The organism is Blastocatellia bacterium (genome assembly GCA_035275065.1).
GTDB lineage: Bacteria > Acidobacteriota > Blastocatellia > UBA7656 > UBA7656 > DATENM01.
Map to the genome: position 1 here is coordinate 21,415 of DATENM010000078.1, position 16,223 is coordinate 37,637.

The window sequence follows — 16,223 nt, forward strand, 5'->3', positions numbered from 1 at the left end:
GCTGCCTCATTAATTCTCGGCGATTTCCCATATCCTCACCGTGTTGTCGTCGCTGCCCGAGGCCAGCGTGCGGCCATCGGCGCTGAACGACACGCTGTTGACCGATTCCGTGTGGCCCGGGAGCCGGACGAGAAATTCGCCGCCGCTGACGCGCCAGAGCCGAATCGTGCCGTTGTCGAAGCCGGCGGCCAGCAGCTTGCCGTTGGCACTGAAAGCGATGCTATTCACACGCGCTTTAAACTCGCCTAGTGATTGTAGCAGACGGCCATCGCTGACGCGCCACAACTGCACCTCGCCACTCGTGCTGCCGAGCGCCAGCACTTGCCCGTCGCGGCTGAACGCGCCGCAGTACACCTCCGGCACCTTGCCTTTGAGCAGTCGCACCTGGCTATTCGCTTCGAGCGACCACAGCTTGAAGGGGCTGCCCGGGCGGTAGTAAGCGACCAGCCGCAAATCCGGGCTGACCGTGACGATCAGGTAGCCTTTCTCCGGCGTGCTCACGGTCTTGATTAAGCCGCCATCGCTGACGCGCCAGAGCCGGACCGTCCTGTCGTCGCTCGCGGAAAAGAGCGTCTGCCCATCGGGGCTGAAGCCAATGCTGAAGATACGATCCGAATGGCCGGTCAGCGTTTTCAGCGCCTGCCCGTCACTGGCGCGCCACAAAAGAATCACGTTGTCGCTGCTGCCTGAAGCCAGTGTGGCGCCATCGGGACTCACTGCCACGCACTTGCCGACGCCGCCGCGACCGGCCAACTGCTTCTCGCCGTCCGTCTGCCATAAGCGGACAACCGCCTCTTCGCCCGCAGAGGCGAGCAGCCGGCCATCATCGCTGAACGACACTTCGTAGACTTTGTTGGGAATGGCCCGGACGCCGGCTTTCAATCGCGCCGGTGTCGTGCCGCCCGACCCGTCGTCAGCCTCGTCGCCCGCTTTTGGCTTATTCGATTTGCCCAGCCCGTTGACGATTGCCCAGGCCAACACCGCCAGCAGCGCCACCCCGGCGATGACGGCGAGCGCCGCTTTCCAATGGCGCGCGGCTTTGCTTTCTGTCGCAATGCGCGCTTTGGCCTGCGGCTCCTGCAACCGCTCTTCAGACGGCTGCATGGCCGCCGCATCTCGCGTTTGCCGCTCCTGGTCAAAGGCTAAGGTGGCGGCTTCTGTGGCGCGGTGTTCCTGCTCGGCGCGTCGGCGGCTTTCGGCTTCCTGCTGCGCTTCGCGCTCCTCCTGTTCGGCCTGTTTACTGAGCCCGATCTCTGTCGGCAGCCAGGCGTCTTCTTCGCGGGCCGCAAACTCGACCACCGGCGTGATCTCGGTATTCTCACCGGCGGGGCGATCAATCACGGTCGAGAGCTTAGCGGTGCGCAGCAGCTCTAACATTTCCGCCGCCGACGCGGGCCGCTGGTTGCGGTGCTGTTCCAAGGCTTTCGCCAACACCGCCGCGACCTCGCGCGGCACGTTGGCGGCGACTTCGTTGGCGGCGAGCAAAGGGTCCGGCTCGTTGCCGATGAAGGCGTCGGCCCGCGTCGCCGCGTCCACCGGCGGCACGCCCGTCAGCAGGTGATAAAGTGTCGCGCCGAGCCCGTAAAGGTCCGAGCGCGGGTCCGTCCCTAAGCCGCGAATCTGTTCGAGCGGCGCGTAGTTCGGCGTGTAACCATAAATACTGCCCGACGAAGTCACCCGCGTCACCCACTGGGGCTTGCCTTTCGCCAGGCCGAAGTCGAGCAGGATGATTTGATTGCGTCCGGCGAGCTTCAGGTTCTGCGGCTTGATGTCGCGATGAATCACCGGTTCGGGCAAGGTGTGCAGGTAATCCAGGGCGTCGAGCAACTGCTCGGCCCATTGGACGACTTCGCCGACCTCGAACGGCTTGGGCTTACCGACCGGCGCGATCTTTTGTTGGCGCTTTTCGAGAATCGCGCCGAGGTCGTTACCGGCAATGTACTCCATGACGAGAAACTGGCCGACCTCGTTGATGAAGTAATCTTTGACCTGCGGCAGTGAAGCGTGGCGCAAGCCTGCGAGCAGGCGCGCTTCGCGTTTGAAGGCTTCGATTAATCGCTGGTCGTTGAAAAAGTTCTGTTTGACGGCGACCGTGACGCCGAGGTTTTCGTCGCGCGCCAGGTAAACGATTCCCATGCCGCCTTTGGCGATCTGGCTGATGATCCGATAGCGCCCCTGGATGACGGTGTCGGCTTCGAGCATAGAGGAACCTCAGAGCCTCTGTGAAGTGCCGTGATAGTAGCCGAGAATACGTTTCAAGACAAGCGCCGCAAATTCGTTTTGGCGGCCCTCAGGTAAGGAAATGAGACTCAGCCACTGGCCGGCGAATCGCTTGATTGTCGGCGCAACCACCTCAATGCGCCGCTCCACACCGGGCCGGCAAACGGCAGGCTGGCCGCCGCCATGACGAAGGTGAACAGCTCGACCACGTAACGCGGCTCGGGGTTTTCGAGCGTCGAAAGAAAGGCGAGGCGCGGCAGGACGAGCAAGGCAAGCATCAGCAGCCAGCGGCGCGAATCGCACCAGCGCCACATCACCCACGCCCCCAGCGCGGCAAGCAAAGTATAGAGCCAGGTCAGCCCGGCAAACAGCGGCAGCCAGTATTGCTGGTGCAGGTCGCTATCGAGGTCTTTGAGCGGCAACAACTCGCCCTGAAACGGATAATACTGCGAGTGGGTGTCGAACCACAGCGAGGCGGCGCGGCGCAAAGGCATCACGACGTAGTACCGCAACGGGTGGCGATGGATGCGCTCGGCGGCAATCTCCATAAAGCCTGCGTCAATGTCGGGCGTCATCTCGCCCTCGAATTTCGGCGGCTCGGCGGCTTCCGGCGGCTCTTCGTCGTTCGATGCGTCGTCATTGCTGGCGGCGTCATCACTCGGAGATTCGTCATTGTCGGATGGATTGGTCTCGTCGTTGTCAGGCGCGGCCTCGGCGGGCGGCGCAGGCTGAGCAGCCGCTTCGTCTTCGATCTCAGGCTTTGCCGATGGCGCGGGCGGCTCGACTTCTTTGTTATAACTCGCCAGCAGCGCGGCGACACGGTCACGTTCATCCGGCGAATCAAAAGCCGTTTCAGGTATCTGCTCGATGTGAATCGCCCGCACATCCATTGCCCACTCGACGGTCTCTGTGTACTTTACATCGTCCACCCATGTCTTCAGCCAGAGGATGAAGCCGCGCGGCACGAACTCGTCGGGCATGTTGGCCTGCGCCGGGGCAATCGGCATGAAGACACCGAAGACGCGAGCATTGCGAATCGTCCAGGGCGCAATCGCCAGGACAAAGCCGAGCGTCAGCACTGCGCCTTGCAAGACCGTCTTCGCCAGCGCCTGCCGCGCGGCGCTGTGAGCCTGCGGCGTTTTGTCTGGTTGATTACTTTTCCGCGCCGCCCGCCATTGACTTAAGGCGCGGGCAAGGCCGACCAGCGCCAGCGTGCCGCCGACTGCGGCGACAAACAATCCACTGTCAGGGCGAAAGCTGGTCGCGCCGCCGCCTGCCAGGCCCGCCAGCGCCCACCACCCAATCTGCTTTTTCGTGATCCGGCTGCGCAATCCGAGCGACGCCGCCAGTACGCAGAGCGTCGCAAAGAAGGCCGTCCATATCTCAGTCAATATGGTCGCGACATAAATCGCCAGATAGGGACAGCTCGCCGCCAGGGCCAGCGCGATCAGCAGCGCGCGGCGGCGTTTTTCAAGCTCCCAGGCAAGCGGCGTCCATGCGAGCGCCAGCCAGGCGATCAGCCAGCAGGTCACGGTGTCTACGACCGCCTGTATGACCCGCACCGCCGTGTTGTTGTCGTGCCCGAACAGCTTGTAGACGGCGGCGAGAAATAGCGGGTAACCGGGCAGGCGGATGTAGGTCGGCTCGAACGGTTCTTCGGTGGCGATGGTGTAGACGTGATGGTCGAGCAGGTTATTGGCAATGCGCGCATACAACCGGCCATCATCCGGTTCGTCCGTCGGCAGCCTGAGCGCGATGAACAGACGAAAGCCGAGCGCAACGAAGGTCAACATTACCGCGATGGCTAGATGTTTTTTGGCAAGAAATTTCGCCTGACCGCTCATCCAAGATTAGTGTATCATGAATATTCAGAGAGCATCCGCCTGACCCCTTGTATGAGCAAGAATCGTGAGCATCCGGTATTTTTCGACCCAGATAATAAGCGCTGGCCACGATTGCGTCGCGGCGTCTATCTAAGCGGACTGGCGCTGACTGTGCTGTTCGGCGCGTTGATCCTCAGTATCCTGGTCAGCCCGGCGCTCCTGCCGCTGAAATTTCCCGAACAAGACTTGAGCGGGCGTGTAGCGCCGCCGCCGCCCGAAGCTCCGAAGATCGAAACCGCCGTGCAGCGCCGCCTGCGCGTCTACAAACAGAAGCTCGAAGCCGAGCGCTTGAAACGCGCACAGGCCGTCCGCGTCCGCGCGACCACGAAGCCTGAGAGCAACCCGCTGACCGTCGCCTTCTTCGTTCCCTGGGACGACGCCAGCCCGGCTTCGCTCAAGTTCACTGTCAACAACCCCGACATCAGCCTTGATGTGGTGATTGCCGACTGGCTGCACCTTGAAAGTCCAGACGGCGCGCTGACGACCAGGGAAATGGCTCGCGACGTGGATTATCTCAACGCCGACCGCGAAGCGCTGAGCCTCATCCGCACGGCGCGGCCCGACACCCGCGTCTTAGCGATGGTCAACAACTTCAATGGCAACGACTGGGAGGCCGATAAGCTCGACGCCATGCTCGCTAACCCGCAGGCGCGGGCGCGCTGCATCGGGCAGCTTTTAGACACCGCGCAGTCGAATAAGCTGCAAGGCGTCAGCATCGATTTCGAAAACGTCCTTGATAAGAGCCAGCCGGCGCTGCTGCAATTCCTCACAGAGCTGCGCGCCGCCATGCAGCCTGCCGGGCTGGAATTGTCCATCAATCTGCCGGCGAATAACGACTCGTTCAACTATGCCAGGATTTCGGAGCTGACCGATTACGTCATCCTCATGGTCTACGACCAGCACTACGCCTCGAAAGATGCCGGGCCGGTTGCCGCCATTGACTGGTTCACAGACATCCTGACCATGCGGCAGCGCGATGTGCCGGCGGCCAAGATGATCGTCGCCATCGGTAATTATGCTTACGATTGGCCGGAAGGCGGGCTGCCGGCAACCCAGACCTTTCAGGAAGCGCTGACCCGCGCCCGCGAAAACGAAGTCGAGCAGATCGAGATGGATCCGGCGTCGCTCAACCCGACTTTTCGTTATGTGAGCTACGATCAGCCGGGCAAGCCCGAGTCGCACACCATCTGGATGCTGGATGCGGTGTCGGCTTTCAATCAGGCGGCGGTGGCGCGCTCGTTTGCGGCGCGCGGCGTGGCGCTCTGGCGGCTGGGCAGCGAAGACCCTTCGCTGTGGAGCTTCTTCGGGCGCAACCTGCCGCTCGACGCCGACGCCGCCGCGCAGCTTGCGAACATGGTTTATGGCTACGACCTCGACTACGAAGGCCGCGGCGAAATCCTGCGCGTCGAAGCCGCCCCGCAAGCCGGGGCGCGCGCCATTCAATTCGACGCGGCGCGCGGTCTCATCACTTCAGAAAACATCGCCCGCGATCAGATGCCATCGCCTTACGTCATCCAACGCTATGGCTATGTGCCGCGCAAGCTGGCGCTGACGTTCGACGATGGCCCCGATCCGGAATGGACGCCGAGGGTGCTGGATGCGCTCAAGCAGGCGAACGCGCCGGCGACTTTCTTCGTCATCGGCCTGAACGCCGAGCAGTACCCCGACCTCATCCGCCGCGAAGTTGCCGAAGGCCACGAGCTAGGCAATCACACCTTCACGCACCCGAACATCGCCAACATCAGCAACGCGCAGTTTGGCTTTGAGCTGTCGGCGACGCGTGTGTTGATGGAGAGCCTGGTGGGCCGGCGCACCTACCTCTTCCGCCCGCCTTACGCTGAAGACGCCGAGCCGGTGACGCCCGACGAAGTGCGCCCGCTGGAATCGGTCTCTGATCGCGGCTACCTGACGGTCGGCATGCAGATTGACCCGAAAGACTGGGTAGCGCCGCGGCCCGGCGAAGACAAGGTCGGCGACATCGTCAAGGCGGTCATTGACGCCGCGGGCGATCCCAGTAGCCCGAGCGGCAACATCATCCTGTTGCACGATGCCGGCGGTGATCGCTCTGAGACCGTTGCGGCGTTGCCGCGGGTGGTCGCTGAACTTCGCAAGCGCGGCTTCGAGTTCGTCACGGTTTCCGATCTGCTCGGCAAATCACGCGACGAAGTGATGCCGCTCATCGACACGCGCTCGCAGTGGCGAGCGATGGCCGACCGCGCCGCCTTCGATGTCATCAATTATTCCATTAAGCTGATCCGCTGGCTCTTCCTGATCGGCATCACGCTCGGCATCGCGCGGCTGTTGCTGATCGGCACGCTGGCGGTCATCGAGCATTGGCGCGAGCGCCGCGCGGTTTATGATCCGAGTTACAGCCCGACGGTCGCCGTCATCGTGCCGGCCTACAACGAAGAGAAGGTCATCGTGCAGACGATCACTTCCCTGCTGGCTTCGGATCACCCGCCGAATTTTGAGATTGTCGTCGTTGACGACGGCTCGATAGACGCCACCTACAGCCGCGTCAAGGAAGCCTTCGGCGACGAGCCGCGCGTGCGCCTGTTCACCAGGGCGAATGGCGGCAAGCCGGCGGCGCTGAACTTCGGCGTCGCCCATACCGAAGCCGAGATCGTTATCGCCTTGGACGCCGATACGATCTTTGCGCGCGACACCATCAGCAAGCTGGTGCGCCACTTCGCCGACCCGCGGACGGGCGCGGTCGCCGGCAATGCCAAAGTCGGCAACCGCATCAACCTGCTGACGCGCTGGCAGGCGCTCGAATACATCACCAGCCAGAACCTCGACCGCCGCGCCTTCAACCTCTTGAATTGCGTCGCGGTCGTGCCGGGCGCGGTCGGCGCGTGGCGGCGCGAGCTGGTCCACGAGGCCGGCGGCTTTACCCACGAAACGCTTGCCGAAGACGCCGACCTGACGATGGCCATCCGCAAGCTCGGCTACTCGATTGCTTACGAAGACGAGGCGATGGCGTTGACGGAAGCGCCCGACACGGTGCGCGGCTTCGTCAAGCAGCGCTATCGCTGGATGTATGGAACATTACAGGCGGCGTGGAAGCACAAGGACGCGCTCTTCCGCCCGCGTTATGGGGCGATGGGCTTTGTGGCGCTGCCGAACGTTTTCATCTTCCAGGTGCTTTTCCCGCTGATCTCGCCGGCGATGGATCTGCTGATGCTGGTGACGGCGGTGATGACGGCCATAGACCGCTGGCAGCACCCGGCGGAATTTTCGGCGGACTCGTTGAAGCGGGCGCTCTTTTACTACGCCATTTTCATGACGATGGAGTTTCTGGCGGCGGCGCTCGCCTTCATCCTGGAGCCCAAAGAGAACCGCCGCCTGCTGGTGTGGCTTTTCTTACAGCGATTCTTCTATCGCCAGTTGATGTATTACGTCGCCATCAAATCAACCTTCGCCTCGCTGCGCGGCATCGCCGTGGGTTGGAACAAGCTGGAGCGCAAGGCGACCGTTAAGGCATAGGGTGACTAGAGCGGATTTCATCCGGGTGTAGCGCAAGGCGGTTAGCTTGCGCAGTGACTCGCGCAAGCTAACCGCCTTGCGCTACACGGCAAACGCTATCGAAAACGGCTCTAGGGGGCGGAGTTGCGCTGCCGCGAGAGTTTGCGCGCAGCGTCCCAGCGCCGCCGCCATGCCCCTTTGCGTTTTGTCTTCCACGCTTTTAATGCCAGGCGCAGGCGCATCATTTGCCGGTGGCTGGCCTGATAGATGGCCGTCGAATGGATGACCGCATAGATGCGCGCCTTGAACGCGACGAAGCGCTCGTAAACCCATGCGAACCAGCCGATCCGCATCAGCCGGGGCCGCGTCAGCGTGAACAGTCGCGCGACCAATGCCGTGCCCGCGATCTTCGCGCCAATCACCGTGAGCATTCCTGACAGCGCATGCCCGTGCGAGATGAAATACAGGGCCACCAGCTTCACAGGTATCAGCAACAGCGACGGCACCGCGAAACAAAGGAGTGCCGCGTAAGGCGGCAGTTTGGTGATCAGCGTTTCGACTTGATGAAAGACCGGCAAGCGCCCGATGGCCGCGGCCAGTCGCCCCAGGTCGTCCCACAGCCAGTCTTCGAGCAGAATCAGAATGGCGGCCACAAAAACAAACGGCGCGGCGATCAGCCGCTTGAATAGCTTGCTCGCCGGCCTGCTCTTTTTCATTGCCGCGCTCATCGTTGGGCTCAAGAATAGCGCATTCGCTTTTTGGAATAAAGCGCCCCTGGCGCTGGCCGACCAGAACCGCCGCGCGGCCATCGTTGCGACAGAGAAGATTTTGCGGCGGCTGTGTTATGATGGTCGGCGCTCAGGCCCGGTCAAAGGCGTCCGGTCGAGAACGCTTCTGGCGGCCAATCGAACCTGCTTGCGATAGTGCCCTAATCATTCAGTCGCCGAGGGAGTCTTCATCATGAAAATTTCAACTATGCAGCGCCAGCGGCTTGCGGCTCGCCCGCCCTTCTCTTTGACTAGACCTGCCGGCGCCGTTACGTTGACGTGGTTGCTCGCGGCGGTTCTCGTTGCCCTCTTGCATATGGCCTGGCAGACGCGGGCGATCACCTACGCCGCGCCGACCGGCACCGCTTTCTTATCCTCGTCGGCCAGTGTTCATCCATCAAGCATGACCGGTTCGTCCATCAATCTTTCGGCGGGCCATGACTTGCTGACGACTTACAGCGGCGGCACGACGCACGCGCAGGCAATTCAGCAGGGCACGGCGCGGCCCCGCGCCCTGGCCACCGCCGACTTTGACGAAGACGGCGTCGCCGATCTGGTTTGCGGTTACGCCGAAGGCGACGGCGGCCTCCTGGTGCTGCATCGCGGCAATGCCGATTCGATTTATGCCGATTCGGTCAAAGCCGCCGAGCGCACGCCCGGCGCATCGTTTGGCATTGCGCCTTTTGTTTCGCCGGCGCGGCTGGCGACGGTGTCCGAGGCGGCAGACTTTCTCAGCGTCGGCGACTTCGATGCCGATGGTCACTGGGACGCGGTGACGGCGATGCGTGGCGGGCAGACGCTCAATTTTCTCATGGGTGATGGGGCGGGAGGCTTTCGCGCCGCGCGACAGATTGCGCTGCCGGGGCGCATCACGGCGATGATCGCCGGCGACGTTAACCGGCGCGATGGCCTGGACGACCTGGTCGTCGCTGTCAGCAGCGCGGACGGGCCACAGGCATTGATCTACGAGAGCCCGCGGGGCGCTTTTCGAGCCGTGCCTGAGATGTTCGCTCTGCCCGATGAGGCGACCGCTTTGGCGCTCGGACGCTTCGATGATGATGCCGCGACAGATATTGCCGTCGCGGCGGGGCGCGCGTTGCTGGTCATCTACGGGCGCGACCGCCGCCTTTCGCTCGACGCCGAAGCGCGAGCGCGCGTCGCCGACGCAACGCTTCAGCGCCGCGCCTTGCCGTCAACGATCCGCGCCCTGACCGTGGGAGATTTCACCGGCAATCACATCGATGACCTCGCCGCCCTCACAGGCGACGGCTTGTTACACCTCTTCAGCCGCGACGGTAACGCTGACACGCAAAGCCCCACGCCGGCGCTGGCTCGCTGGCAGAGCAGGGTTACAGAGGTGGGCGCTGAAGTCACTCAATTGCTGCGGGCGCGGCTGTCGAGCGATGCCGCGGACAGCCTGTTGATGATCGCTCCGCAGGCGCGACAACTGCGCGTTTTCCAGGGCGGCCCGCGCCCGGCTTCAGCCGCCACAGGGCAGACGATGCTTGCCTCGCTCGACGTTGATGCGGACGTCGCCGCCGTGTTGCCGATGCGGTTGAACGCCGACGCGCTGAACGATCTTGTCATCTTCAAGTCAGCCGCCAACCCGCTGGCCATCGTACAAACCCAGGCGCAGGCAACCTTCACCGTGACGAACACAGAGGACGCTGGCGCAGGCTCGCTGAGACAGGCGATACTCGACGCCAACGCCAACCCCGGCGCTGACACGATTCGCTTTCAGATACCCGGTAGCGGCGTGCCGACGATTGCGCCGCTCAGCCCCTTGCCCGACCTCACCGAGGCCATCACGATTGACGGCACCACTCAGCCGGCAGGCCGCGTCGAGCTGAACGGCGCGCAGATTCCCTTCCCCGACCCGGCGCCCGACGGGCGGCTGGCCATCGGTCTGCGCATCAAAGGCGGCAACAGCCTGGTGCGCGGCCTGGTCATCAACCGTTTTCAATGGCGCAAGGTGCAAAATAATTCCGTGACCTCGGCGGGCGGCTGCATCTACCTTGCCGAGCAGGGGCACAACATCATCGAAGGCAATCTGATCGGCACCGACGCGAGCGCCACGACATGGTTGAGCACGCCCATCAGCATAATCACCTACCCCGGCTCGCCCGACAATCTGATCGGCGGCACGACCGCGAGCGCCAGAAACGTCATTCTCGGCTACGTCCACCTGCTCTATGATGGCGGCAACACGGTTCAAGGCAACTACCTCGGCACCAATCGCGATGGCAGCGCCGCGCTGACCGGCAAAGAGCCGCTGTCGGGCACACCATTCGGTTCCGGTGTAACGCTTGGTTCAGCAAATAACCTGGTGGGCGGAACCACCGCCGGAGCGCGCAACATCATCGCCGGCACCGCAGGCATGGCCGATGGTCTGGCAGGCCCCGGCACGCCGGCCTTTCCGCACTACACCTTCGGCAATCTGATTCAAGGCAACTACATCGGCACGGACGCCACCGGCACGGTAGCTCTGGACGGCGGCGTCCGCATACAGGATTGCCCGAACAATACGATTGGCGGCACGACGCCTGCGGCCCGCAATCTCATCTCCGGCAGCCAGCGCGCAGGCATTCTGGTGCTGTCGAGCGAAGACACGGCGGGCGGCACGCTGATTCAGGGCAACTACATCGGCACGGACCCGAGCGGCGCGCTGCCCGTGGGAAACAACCTCGCGGGCGCGTCGCCGAACGAGTTTGACCCTTATCGCCCGGGCCGCGGCGGCGTCTGCATTAATGTTGAGTCGGCGCACTTCGAGATCACTCGCACAGGCGAAGACTTTATGGTCGGCGGCGCGATTGCCGAAGCGCGCAACGTCATCGCCGCCAGCCTGACGCATGGCGTCGTGATTACTGGCGCCGTCTCGCAAGCGCCCGGCAGAATCGGCGTGCGCATCGAAGGCAACTACATCGGCACGGACGCCGGCGGCGCGCGCCCGCTCGGCAATCATGCCGACGGTATCTTCATCGGCTCGCAATCGGCGCAATGTAAGATCGCTAACAATCTCATCGCTTTCAACGGCGGCAACGGCATCAATGTGCCGGAGCCGCCTGCCGCCAGCCCCGGCAAACGCATTACGATTACGGCGAATGCGATTTACTCAAACCAGTTGCTTGGCATCGATCTCGGCATGGCCGGCGTGACCGACAACGACGCGGCAGACGCCGACGCGGGAGCTAACGACTTGCAGAACTTTCCTGTGCTGGCCTCGGCGACGGCGACCGCGGCGAGCGTTACGATCAGCGGCTCGCTGAGTACGGCGGCCAATGCCACCTGCACACTCCAGTTCTTTTACGGCAGCGACCGCCAGGGCCATCAATTGACTGGCAGCGCGCCGCTCCTGCTCGGTGAAAAACAGGTGACGACCGACAGTAGCGGCAACGCGAGCTTCAGCTTGTCGCTCGCCGCGCCCGCCGGCCTTGTAAGCGGCTGGGTGACGGCGACGGCGACCGACGCCGCGGGCAACACCTCAGAGTTTGCCGATTGCGTCCGGCTGGAAAAGTCGAATTGCATTTTCACCCTGGCGTTGACCGGCCAGTCGTTCAAAGCCGCGGGCGGCAGCAGCAGCGTCAATGTAACGGCGGAGAGCAATTGCAACTGGACGGCTGCAAGCCTTGTAGATTGGATCACGATCACGGCAGGCAGCGCGAGCCAGGGCAATGGCACCGTGAATTACTCGGTCGCGGCCTACAACGGCCACGCGCCGCGCACCGGAACATTAAGGATTGCCGAGCAGATCATGACCGTTGTACAGGCGGGGACTGACCCGGTTATTACCGACGTTTCTATTGCCGGCAAGAACTTGATTGTCCGCGGGGAAAGCTTTGACAGCGGCGCGGTGATTCTAATCAATGGCGAGCGCCAGAAGACGCTCCACGACCTTGACGACCTGACGACGCTGAGCGGCAAGAAGCTGGCGAAGAAGCTCACACCCGGCCAGATGGTCAATGTCCAGGTGCGCAATTCAAACGACGCGGTCTCTGCCGCATTCACCTTCACGCGGCCCGGCAATTAGTGTGCGGCGACCGGGCCGCGCGCCTTCGCCTTTTTCAAGAACAACACCGTCGGAATGCAGAGCAGGCACAACAAGCCGAGTAGCTGAAATTCATCCACAAAGGCCAACAACATCGCCTGTTTGACAACCGTGCCGTACATCATCGCCAGCGCCTTGGCCTGCGCCGCCGCTTCACCGACCAGCGGCGTCAGCTTGGCCGTAAGCGCCTGAAGCTGCTGTTGAAATGTCGGGTCGTAAGGCGTCATGTGCGCCGCGAGCGGCACTTGATGTGTCTGCGCGCCGCGCGCCAGCATCGTCGTCACCGCCGAGATGCCGATGCTGCCGCCGATGTTGCGCATCAGGTTGAAGAGGCCCGTGGCGTTGCCCATCTCTTCGTTGCGCAACGTCCCCACCGCCGTCGTTGACAACGGCACAAAGATGAAGCCCATCGCCAGGCCGCTGATGATGATCGGCCATAGAATCGTCGAGGGCGCAATGTTCAGGTTAATGCCCGCAAGCCAGATCACCGACAACCCGAGAATGCCGAAGCCGAAGGCGATCAGCCAGCGCGTATCGATCAAGCCGATCAGCCGCGCGACCAGAATCATCGCCAGCATCGAGCCGAAACCGCGCGGGCTGACTGCCATGCCGCTCTGCAACGCCGAATAGCCGAGCAGGTTTTGCAGAAACAGCGGCAGCAAAGCCGTCGTGCCATAAAGCACCAGACCAACGACGGCAATCAACGCGGTGCCGACGGCGAAGTTGCGATTCTTTAAGACCCGCAGGTTGACGATGGGGTCTTTGACGCGCAGCTCCCATACGACGAAGGCGATCAGCGACACCACCGAAATCACCGTCAGCCAGACGATCAACGACGACGAGAACCAGTCTTCATCCTGCCCCTTGTCGAGCATGATTTGCAGCGTCGCCAGCCAGAGCGCCATCAAGCCGAAGCCGACGTAATCAATGCTGCTGCGCTTGACGTTCTTGATGTACGGCGGGTCTTCGACGAACCACTGCGACATCAGCACGGCGAGAATGCCCACGGGGATGTTGATGTAAAAGACCCAGCGCCACGAATAGTTGTCGGTGATCCAGCCGCCGAGCGTCGGCCCAATGATTGGCGCGACCACCACGCCCATGCCGTAGACCGCCATCGCCGCGCCGCGCTTTTCGGGCGGAAAACTTTCTAGCATCACCGCCTGAGCAATCGGCTGCAACGCGCCGCCGCCCGCGCCTTGAATGACGCGCGCCAGAATCAACATCGGCAGGCTGGTGGCTGCGCCGCACAATAGCGATGACGCCGTAAAGATGATGATACAGAAGATCAGCAGCCGCTTGCGCCCGAAGGTCGTGCTAAGCCAGCCGGTCGCCGGAAGCACGATGGCGTTTGAGACCAGATAACTGGTCAACACCCACGTCGCTTGATCCGTGCTGGCCGACAGGTTGCCGGCAATGTGCGGCAACGCGACGTTGGCAACCGAAGTGTCCAGCACTTCCATAAATGTCGCCAGCATGACCGACACCGCAATCAGCCAGGGATTGAAGCTCGGTCGCCACGGCTCGGCCGATCCAATCGCGGCGCGGGTGGTGGCGGGCATTTTGTTCGCTTCGCTGCTCATAAAGTCCGCCTGTGGCGCAAGCTGTTAGCTTGCGCCACATCCAAAAAATCGTTCCACGCAAAGGCGCTGGGACACAGGCCCGAAGGCCGCGCGCCGAGGCTGCGCTTCAGAGGTCTCCTGAACAGCCTCGCGCGTGCGCCTTTGCGTGAAACATCGCGCAACCCTCGCGGGTTGATCTCGGTTCATTTCACTTTGACTTCCGGCTCGACGGACATGCCGGGGCCAATCGGATGTTCCGGGTCAGGTTGCTCGTCAAAGACGATCTTCACCGGAACGCGCTGTACGACCTTAACGAAATTGCCGGTCGCGTTTTCAGGCGGCAGCATGCTGAAGCGCGCGCCGGTGCCGGTCTGAATGCTATCCACATGACCGCGGAAGGTCTTGCTCGGATAAGCGTCCACTTTGATCTCTACCGGCTGACCGGGCCGGATGGCGTTCAGCTGCGTCTCTTTGAAGTTGGCGACCACCCACACTTCATCGGGCACGATGGCCATCAACGCCTGACCCACTTGCACAAACGTGCCTTCTTCGACGGCCTTCTTGGTTACCGTGCCGTCTTCGGGCGCGTAGATTTTTGTATAGGACAGATTCAGCTCGGCCTGTTCGACCGCCGCCCGCGCCTGCTCAATGTCGGCGCTGGCGGTTGCGACCTGTGCGCGGCTCGCGGCGACCTGCTGCGGCGCGGCGTTAGCGGCAGCCAAGCGGCCCGCGGCTTCGCCGACCTGCGACCGGGCGACGCCGACTTGCGCCTGCGCTTGCTGCATCGCACCTTGCGCGGCCTGCGCGGCGGCGCGCGCTTCACCGACTTGCGCGGCGGCGGCGGCAGCCCGCTTGCGCGCCGACTCAAGCGAAGCCGTCGCGGTGCGCGCCGCGGCCACCGCGTTGTCGTACTGCTGGCGCGAAATCACATCCTGTTTATAGAGCGTGGCGTAGCGTTGCGCTTCGGCGTTGGCGCGTGTTGCCTCGGCTTCGGCGGCGCTGGCCTGAGCGTGCGCCGATTCGGCATTCGCCTGAGCCGTGCCCACCTGCGCTTGTGCCTGTTCCAATCTGCCGCGCGTCGCCTCGACAGCGGCGCGCATATTTTCAACGTTCGACTTTGCTGTCTGCACGCTCGACGAAGCCTGCTCGACGCCCGCGCCGGTGGTCGTGCTGGTCACGCTGACGTTAATCGAGGCGGCCTGCGCTTTCGATTGCGCGGCAAGCTCGGTCGCTTTCGCCTGCGCCAGTCGCGACTGGTAATCGCGCGGATCAATCTCGGCCAGCAGGTCGCCCTTCTTGACGTGCTGGTTGTCCGCGACGTAGACCCTGGCGATGTGGCCGGTTACTTTCGGACTGATCTGCACGACGTGGCCTTCGATAAAGGCGTCGTCCGTGGTTTCGTGGGCGCTGGCATAAACGAAATGGCGCACGCCGAAAGTGAGTCCAATCAACAACACGATGGCCGCAAGAATCATCACGCGCGCCCGCTTGTAGATTGGCGTCTTCTGCTTTGCATCCGCGGGTTTCGTGCGCGCCGGCGCCGGCTCGTCGCGCATCAGCGCCTCCAGCTCATCATCGCCGATCTCCGGCACGGCGGCGTAACGCTCGTCCGCTTCAGCTATCCTGGTATCATTGATCTCGTCAATAGCCCTTGCCATCAATCAATTCCTCCACCCCTTACTAGTGCAAACCTGTGACCACGCGCGAGGCTGAATTGCTTGCGAAAAACTTGTGAGAACATTGAGGATCACTGATCGGGCGTTTCATAGCGATGAGGCGACGGCGGGAATTCGGCACGACATTTCGTGTCGGCGCGATATATCGCGCTGCGGTTTTAACTGAAGGGAGATAGATAAACCGCAGAGGGCGCAGAGTGAGCGCAGAGGCAATCTTCCTCTGCGCTCACTCTGCGCCCTCTGCGGTCAGTTATGAAGCCGAAGCGGCTCAAAACACCCGGACCTGTTCGACAACGCACTCGGTGAACAGGCGGCAACCGTCGAGCTGCACCTGTGGCCGCTGCTTCAAACGGCTCAGCGCCCGCGCGCCGTCTTCGCCGATAAAGCTGATGCCATCAACGTTGATGCGCAGGCTGTCATGAGAACGGTCGAGAAGACGTGTGCAGACATTTTCGAGCAGCTCTGCCGCGTCGCCAGTCAGCCGTCCTTCAACACACAAAGTAACCCGGCCCGAATCTTTTTCTTCTGATTGCGAAATACGAATGCCCATAGCGCGATGCTCCTTCGCCATTGATTAAGGCAAGCGAGCGGCCACACCACGGAGC

8 protein-coding genes are annotated in these 16,223 nt (G+C 62.6%); 2 read left to right on the forward strand and 6 right to left on the reverse strand.

Annotated elements, in window-relative coordinates; all coding sequences use genetic code 11:
- Window positions 1-9: 9 nt before the first annotated feature.
- Together VJ464_17770 and VJ464_17775 are read right to left on the reverse strand one after the other, a co-directional pair.
- The gene (locus VJ464_17770) at window positions 10-2,202 is read right to left on the reverse strand and encodes a serine/threonine-protein kinase (protein HKQ06983.1); all 2,193 of its coding nucleotides are present in this window, start codon (window positions 2,200-2,202) and stop codon (window positions 10-12) included.
- A gap of 107 nt (window positions 2,203-2,309) precedes the next feature.
- Window positions 2,310-4,013, reverse strand: a complete 1,704-nt coding sequence (locus tag VJ464_17775) for a glycosyltransferase family 39 protein (protein HKQ06984.1) — start codon at window positions 4,011-4,013, stop codon at window positions 2,310-2,312.
- Between the two features lie 102 nt (window positions 4,014-4,115).
- Here VJ464_17775 and VJ464_17780 point away from each other — a divergent pair, with 102 nt between their 5' ends.
- Complete coding sequence (locus tag VJ464_17780; GenBank protein HKQ06985.1) at window positions 4,116-7,589, forward strand: glycosyltransferase; 3,474 nt, start codon at window positions 4,116-4,118, stop codon at window positions 7,587-7,589.
- 110 nt (window positions 7,590-7,699) lie between these two features.
- On the opposite strand, the gene VJ464_17785 is transcribed toward VJ464_17780, so the two are convergent.
- Entirely contained in the window at window positions 7,700-8,284 is a 585-nt protein-coding gene (locus VJ464_17785) for a hypothetical protein (protein ID HKQ06986.1), read from the reverse strand.
- A gap of 244 nt (window positions 8,285-8,528) precedes the next feature.
- Between VJ464_17785 and VJ464_17790 the strand changes: the two genes are divergently transcribed.
- On the forward strand, window positions 8,529-12,362 hold the full coding sequence (locus VJ464_17790; GenBank protein HKQ06987.1) for a BACON domain-containing carbohydrate-binding protein: 3,834 nt from the start codon (window positions 8,529-8,531) through the stop codon (window positions 12,360-12,362).
- Here VJ464_17790 and VJ464_17795 read toward each other — a convergent pair.
- The 3 genes from VJ464_17795 to VJ464_17805 form a co-directional block, all read right to left on the reverse strand.
- A complete protein-coding gene (locus tag VJ464_17795; GenBank protein ID HKQ06988.1) occupies window positions 12,359-13,963 on the reverse strand; it encodes a DHA2 family efflux MFS transporter permease subunit in 1,605 nt (534 codons plus the stop codon). The two genes, VJ464_17790 and VJ464_17795, sit on opposite strands and share 4 nt — an antisense overlap.
- A gap of 182 nt (window positions 13,964-14,145) precedes the next feature.
- Window positions 14,146-15,600: an HlyD family secretion protein gene (locus VJ464_17800; GenBank protein HKQ06989.1), complete on the reverse strand. Its 1,455-nt coding sequence runs from the start codon at window positions 15,598-15,600 to the stop codon at window positions 14,146-14,148.
- Window positions 15,601-15,886: 286 nt separating this feature from the next.
- Window positions 15,887-16,168, reverse strand: a complete 282-nt coding sequence (locus VJ464_17805) for a hypothetical protein (protein ID HKQ06990.1) — start codon at window positions 16,166-16,168, stop codon at window positions 15,887-15,889.
- Window positions 16,169-16,223: the final 55 nt, after the last annotated feature.